The following is a 6,000-nucleotide window of genomic DNA, read 5'->3' on the forward strand; positions in this document are numbered from 1 at the left end:
TAGAACCCATGGATCCCTAGTAGGAACTCAACGTGAAATTTTCCCTAAAGCCAACGCCTGCTTTTGTGCGCGATATGACCGATGGACACTCAGTTCTAGGTCTGGCCGTATCGACACTGCTATATATTGTCTGTGTCAGCGGTACCCTCGCGGTTTTTTACAACGAGTTTGAACGCTGGGAGCAGGCTTCAGAGCTGGAAAATCTCGAAGTGAGTCCCTCTGTCTATCAGCTTGCTACAGAACAGGCAGTAGCGCTGGCGAAAGAAGAAAAAGAAGAGTTCGACTCGATAAAATTCACAATCCCCAATACCGATATGCCCAGGCTAACGGTTGAGGTGGGGGATATTGAGCGCTACGTTGCTGCCGATGGTTCTCTACTGGGGAAAGTTGAGCACGAGTGGACGCACTTTCTCGCCTATTTGCACTTTGCCCTCAATCTTCCCTTGGGCCTGGGTGTGCCGCTAGTTGGTCTAATTGGCGTTCTGATGGCAGCGCTGATCCTCTCTGGGTTGCTGGCGCACCCTAAAATCATTAAGGATGCTTTCTCTTTCCGGCTGGCAGGTTCAAAGCGCTTGCAGCAAGTGGACTTGCACAACAGGTTGGGAGTCTGGGCGTCACCCTTCCACTTGGCGATCGCCATTACTGGTGCATTTATTGGTCTCTCCCAGGTCGCGGCCTTTGCGATCGCGGGCCTTTTCTTTGATGGCGATACGGAGAGAGTTGAGCATATTCTCTATCGCGAACACCCGATCATGGAGGAGAATGCCCCGGAGATGCCGCTTCCGGATTTTGCAGAAATTCTTGCGCAAATGGAGCGAATTGCTCCGAATGAGGAGCGCACGAAGCTGGAAGTAGCTTTCCCTGGCCGCGAGGGGCAGGTTGTGGAAATCTGGACTCGTGTCCCCGAGAAGCTGGTTTGGGGCGAGCGCTACCACTTTAACCCGGATGGCAGTCTGATTGAAAAAGAGGGGTGGTCTGAAGGGGATGCGGCCAAGCAGGTATATCTATCCACCTTCCGACTGCACTTTGGCCACTTTTCTGGTTTCCCGGTAAAGATTGCCTATTTCCTGCTAGGCATTGGTATGTGTGTGCTGGTTGTGTCCGGCATCAATATCTGGTTAGTGCGTAAGCGCCAGCGCGGCCAGCCTGCCAAGCGACTGGAGCGCGTCTGGATGGCTCAGGTTTGGGGGATCCCTTTTGCGATCGCTTTAAGCGCCGTAACCTATCTGGCCTTCGCAGTGCCTGCAGCTCAGGTGTTCTGGGGGACCACCGTGGTGTTGAGTGTGGTCGCTGCCTTTGCGGGAACGGTTGCCGGTTGGTCAATGTTGCTCCGCGGGGCGACCATCGCCGCCTGCGTGCTGGCAGTGATCGTCCACACTTCGATTTTTGGTGCAGACTCCTTTGTACACGCATCTCTGGTTGCCAATGCCGTGTGGTTACTGATTGCCGCGGGGATTGCCGCCTCGTGCCTTTATACCTGGGTGCGGCGCCGGGATGGCGCCTTTGCTTCATCGGTAGGCAGTGCTGTCGGAAGCCGCTGAAAACGAAGATGCCCGGTATTATTCTGATGCCGGGCGCAGCATTTCTATATGGGGTATACCGTCTTCATCGTAAGGGGCGGATACCCGCTCAAAGCCAAACGCCCCATAAAACCTGTCTAGGTGTTCTTGCGCAGAAATACGAATGCTCATGCCGGGGTAGGTCGCCTGAGTTTGTTCAACGGCACGGCGAATGAGCTCTTTACCCAGGCCTGTACCACGGCTGGGCTCTGTAGTAAGCACCCGGCCTATGGAAGGCTCCGGGTATTTTTTTCCGGGAAATACTACGCGCAGGTACGCCATCAGCCGAGGGGGTTCGTTGTCTTTATCCCAGCAGATCAGGTGCCATGCAGACTGGTCTTTACCGTCGGCATCCTGATAGGGGCAATCCTGCTCCACGGTAAAGACCTCCTGCCGCATCCGCAGAATTTCGTAGAGTTGATCAATAGAGAGTTGATGAAAGCTACACCACTGCCACTGCACTTTGTATGCCTCTATATTTGGGGAGCTGGAATTTCTAAAGTTTGCTTATCCAGATATTAAACTGGCTTGGTGGGGAAAAAAAGCCAGTGCGAAGCGGGTCGATGGACTTTCCCTCGACCCGATGGCGGTAGGTTGTAGCTTAGTGAGCTTAGTGAGCTTGGGATTTTGGGGGGCTTCTTGCAAAGGTGCCGTGCTCCAGGTAGTGGAGTACCTGGGCAATCACTTTTTTGTCCTTCATCATAAAGACATGGGTTACAGGCATTTCCAGGTGGTCTTTCATACCCTCTAGCTTGGTGCTTGTAACGGAGACTTTGCCATCATCGGTCTCGGGAATCAGCCGTGAAAGTATCAGATTGATGCTGCGTGTGCCTGCGATGATGCCCACATCAAAATCAGCCCTCCCCAATTGATTGGGAACACTCAGCTCACCAGTGCCAAGCTGTAAGCCCGCATCCCCAAAGGCAAATTCGAAGCCAGGAAAATCGCCGAGTTTATCTACCACTTCGCTACCTTTGTTGGGCGGGCCCAGCATCACGACGCGATTGAGGTTTTCAATTTTCACTTGGCTGAGATATTGGCGCACCAATATGCCGCCCATTGAATGGGTGACAAAGTTGATTTCACTATGGCCAACACAAGCATCGAGTGCGGGGGCGATGGCGCTGCCGGCCAGTTGTTCGATAGGGAAGCGAGTGGAGGGATAATCCACATTGACAGTCTTGTAACCGGCGTCACCGATCGCGCGTTCTAACTTGGCCATGGAACTGTCTGATTTAGCCAGGCCGTGCAGCAGTATCACGCAGGCGGAGTGGGCGTTCGCTGAGAGAGAGCCCAGGAGTATTGAGCCCATAAGTAGCGTGAGGGTTAAAAGCAGCTTTTTCATTGATGTCCTGTTAATGGCGGCCTTACCGTCGGCAGTATGCGGCGACATCAAAAAAAATCCAAGATACCGGCTTGGGTTGGTTGAGTTTCACCGAGCCGGCTACCGGGTCACTCGATTTTCTGGCGCAGCATTTCGACCATGCGTGCGGGATTATCTGGAGTGATTACTAGGGTTTTACCGGGGAAGCGCAAAACGACAGCCTTCTGCTGGTCTGTGGCAAAGGCGCGAAAGCGGCCTAGCGGTTTATTCTGGAACAGGCCGATATAGCCAAAGAGGCCTGAATTACCAAAAATACGGACCGATCCTTGCATAGCTGCAGGGTCGGCTTTAGCCTCGTGTAGCCCCTCCAGGGAAATCGAGGTCTTCCAGCCGGGTCTCAGAATTTGCAGGCGATTGTGGTCCAGGCTGTAGCCACGAATGGAGAAACCAGCACCCAGAAGTAAAATCACCGGAGGTAGTGCAATGGCCAGGCTAAACAGGAGTGAGGGTGTTTGCGGGGACTTGGCCAGCAGGATAACTGGGATTGCTAAAAGCAGCGCAGCGCTCAACAGGCTGATTATTTTCAGCTGGCGGCTCCAGGGGGCTTGAAAAACAACAGGGTGCATAGATAACTCAATAAACAATGGGCGGTTTGAATGCCTCAATCATAGTGCTGATGGAATCCGCTTGGCAAAGCCGCAGTGAAAAGTACTGTTCTTTGGTTTGCTGAAAGGATTCAAAGTCCCGTGGAGGGGTATGTCATCGGCGTGTGGCATGAGTTTTGAGTAGTAGTAATTTTTCAACGATGGATGAATGATGGCAAGTGGGATTAAAGAGCGGGAGCGACAGTCGGCCCTGGTCGTAGAGGGTGGGGCTATGCGCGGTATTTTTGCCGCAGGTGTGTTGGATGCTTTTATTGAGGTGGATTTTTACCCCTTTGACTTCGCTATCGGTGTTTCCGCAGGTTCAACCAACCTGATTGGCTACTTGGCGGGGGATCACGGACGCAGCCGCCAGATTTTACTCGATCACGCCACGCGAGCAGACTTCATTGATTGGCGGCGCTATCTGAGAGGAGGGCACTTTTGTGATATCAACTGGTTGTGGCACGCGTCCTATAAGGATGTTCCTCTAAGTATTACGCGCTATACGGAAAATGGTGTTCCCCTTTATGCGGTAACTACCAGTATCACCAGTGGGCAGCCTCACTATGTGTGTGTGACGCCTGAGAATATGCACGAAGTTTTTCCTGCATCATGCGCGATTCCCATGGCCTACCGGGACTTTCCGTCAGTTGCTGGAGAGCCCATGACCGATGGCGGCCTTGCGGATTCGATCCCGGTTATTCGAGCCTACGAACAGGGTGCCCGCGATATCACTGTGATCCTGTCGCGCCCTTTGGGCTATAGAAAGCCTGTCGGCTCGGCCCCGAAATTCATCAAGCAGTTTTTCCACGACCATGCCCGTTTGTTTGAGGCGGTACTGGATAGGGGGGAGCGCTATAATCGTGCCCTGGATTTTATTAAGGCGCCACCGAAGGACTGTCGAGTGTCGGTGATTGCACCCCCCGCGGATTTCCCGGTAAAGCGCTTTACCCAGGAAATTGAATTATTGGAAACGGGTTATGAAATTGGCGGTGCATTGGGCAGACAGTTTTTGAGTAACCCTGTTGATGAGGCGCCGCCGCTAACGCCCAAGAGCTAGCTAAGTGAGGGGCAGGTAAATCCTTGTCTATCAGGAGTCGCTCCTGATCAATCATTTTGAGGTATTTATCTTGGCTCTTAATTTAGGCTGCCCGATTATTGGCATTTACTTCCTTTGTCGCTTGTAGGAGTCTTGTGTGAGGAGTGGATAATATTGCTAACCTAATACGATTTCGCGCAGGATTTTGAATAACAAACTGAAGGGAAGGAGGGAGGTATGAATGGAAAGTGCCTTTGTGGTGCTGTTGAGTTTCAATTGGATGGGCCCTTGCCGGACCTCTATCAGTGTCACTGCTCGCTTTGTCGCAAGCTGAGTGGCTCTGCCTCAGATACGGCCATGTTTATTGGTCGGGATCAGTTTCGCTGGGTGCGCGGGCTGGATAAAATTTCCTCCTATCGCAAAACTACGGGCTTTAGGGCGGACTTTTGTGGCAGCTGTGGCAGTACGGTCCCCCACCTGATGAGTAACACTACGCACTTCTGGGTCCCCGCGGGTCTGCTTGATGGGGAGTTCTCCGGAAAAGTGGCGGTCCACCTGCATGTTAATTCCAAGGCCTGCTGGGATGAAATAGGCGGGCAGGGGGAGCACTTTGCGGAAATGCCAGAAATAGAAGAGTTGAGCCGGCTTCTACATGAAGATGTTGAAAAGGTGGAGGGAGAATTGGTGGAAACTTGAGGTGGGGGTTTTGTAAAAATTTTTAATGCTTACCTTTAAATACGCTTTAAGTACATACAAAAAAGCCCCGCTCTTGCGAGCAGGGCTTTTTTGTATGTGGCGGACCGGACGGGACTCGAACCCGCGACCTCCGGCGTGACAGGCCGGCATTCTAACCAACTGAACTACCGGTCCGCATTCCTGCTTCTCTTTAAATATCTTGCCGGGCAAGAGTAAGAGAAGTGGTGGGTGGTACAGGGGTCGAACCTGTGACCTACGGCTTGTAAGGCCGTCGCTCTCCCAACTGAGCTAACCACCCCGTGTCAGGAGCTGCGTATCTTAATGATATTTTTTTTACGGTCAACTGCTTTCACAAAAAAAATTCTTAAAAATAATTTTTGAATAAAAATTAATCAAGTCCCTGTAATAATTTTGAGGCATGCCTGGCTGAATTTTTTTCGACACAAAAAAAATAGTTTTTTATTTTTTTAGTACGCGGCGACAAATTGACCGCAAAAAATATATTGCGAGTTAGGGTCCACTATTTTTTGAGGTCAAATACATTTTTGTTGGTGGAGTTGCGGCTGCATTACCACTCAAGGGCAGCTCAATTGGGCGGGGTTACGAATATACCGCTTAAGTGATCGTGGGGATTTACAGTTTGTTTTTTTGGGGAGCGCGAAGTGGGGTGAGTGCACATACAAAAAAGCCCCGCTCTTGCGAGCAGGGCTTTTTTGTATGTGGCGGACCGGACGGGAC

Annotated in this window: 6 protein-coding genes and 2 tRNA genes; 3 read left to right on the forward strand and 5 right to left on the reverse strand. The window is 51.8% G+C overall.

Annotated elements, in window-relative coordinates:
• Nucleotides 1-32: 32 nt before the first annotated feature.
• Nucleotides 33-1,541: a PepSY-associated TM helix domain-containing protein gene (locus ACCI51_RS17340; RefSeq protein WP_371844679.1), complete on the forward strand. Its 1,509-nt coding sequence runs from the start codon at nucleotides 33-35 to the stop codon at nucleotides 1,539-1,541.
• Between the two features lie 18 nt (nucleotides 1,542-1,559).
• Here the strand turns inward: ACCI51_RS17340 and ACCI51_RS17345 are convergent, their stop codons facing one another.
• The 3 genes from ACCI51_RS17345 to ACCI51_RS17355 all read right to left on the reverse strand — a co-directional run bounded on the left by ACCI51_RS17345 (nucleotide 1,560) and on the right by ACCI51_RS17355 (nucleotide 3,509).
• A complete protein-coding gene (locus tag ACCI51_RS17345; RefSeq protein WP_299583170.1) occupies nucleotides 1,560-2,021 on the reverse strand; it encodes a GNAT family N-acetyltransferase in 462 nt (153 codons plus the stop codon).
• A gap of 148 nt (nucleotides 2,022-2,169) precedes the next feature.
• Nucleotides 2,170-2,952, reverse strand: coding sequence for an esterase/lipase family protein (locus ACCI51_RS17350; RefSeq protein WP_299583173.1), 783 nt, complete (start codon nucleotides 2,950-2,952; stop codon nucleotides 2,170-2,172).
• 59 nt (nucleotides 2,953-3,011) lie between these two features.
• Complete coding sequence (locus tag ACCI51_RS17355; RefSeq protein WP_371844681.1) at nucleotides 3,012-3,509, reverse strand: PH domain-containing protein; 498 nt, start codon at nucleotides 3,507-3,509, stop codon at nucleotides 3,012-3,014.
• 190 nt (nucleotides 3,510-3,699) lie between these two features.
• On the opposite strand from ACCI51_RS17355, the gene ACCI51_RS17360 reads away from it, so the two are divergent.
• Together ACCI51_RS17360 and ACCI51_RS17365 are read left to right on the forward strand one after the other, a co-directional pair.
• Nucleotides 3,700-4,587 carry a patatin-like phospholipase family protein gene (locus ACCI51_RS17360; RefSeq protein ID WP_299583179.1) on the forward strand — a complete coding sequence of 296 codons (888 nt, stop codon included), beginning with the start codon at nucleotides 3,700-3,702 and terminating at the stop codon, nucleotides 4,585-4,587.
• Between the two features lie 216 nt (nucleotides 4,588-4,803).
• Nucleotides 4,804-5,262, forward strand: coding sequence for a GFA family protein (locus ACCI51_RS17365; protein ID WP_299583183.1), 459 nt, complete (start codon nucleotides 4,804-4,806; stop codon nucleotides 5,260-5,262).
• 97 nt (nucleotides 5,263-5,359) lie between these two features.
• Here ACCI51_RS17365 and ACCI51_RS17370 read toward each other — a convergent pair.
• A tRNA-Asp gene (locus ACCI51_RS17370) sits at nucleotides 5,360-5,436 on the reverse strand.
• Nucleotides 5,437-5,484: 48 nt separating this feature from the next.
• Nucleotides 5,485-5,560 (reverse strand) — tRNA-Val (locus tag ACCI51_RS17375).
• Between the last annotated feature and the right edge of the window lie 440 nt (nucleotides 5,561-6,000).

This window comes from Microbulbifer echini, assembly GCF_041447225.1.
Classification (GTDB): Bacteria; Pseudomonadota; Gammaproteobacteria; order Pseudomonadales; family Cellvibrionaceae; genus Microbulbifer; species Microbulbifer echini.

What these genes read in the sequence shown, in the direction of transcription:
- ACCI51_RS17350 (WP_299583173.1), bottom strand. Translation starts at nt 2,952, where the DNA reads ATGTCGCCGCATACTGCCGACGGTAAGGCCGCCATTAACAGGACATCA.
- ACCI51_RS17355 (WP_371844681.1), bottom strand. Translation starts at nt 3,509, where the DNA reads ATGCACCCTGTTGTTTTTCAAGCCCCCTGGAGCCGCCAGCTGAAAATA.
- ACCI51_RS17360 (WP_299583179.1), top strand. Translation starts at nt 3,700, where the DNA reads ATGGCAAGTGGGATTAAAGAGCGGGAGCGACAGTCGGCCCTGGTCGTA.
- ACCI51_RS17365 (WP_299583183.1), top strand. Translation starts at nt 4,804, where the DNA reads ATGAATGGAAAGTGCCTTTGTGGTGCTGTTGAGTTTCAATTGGATGGG.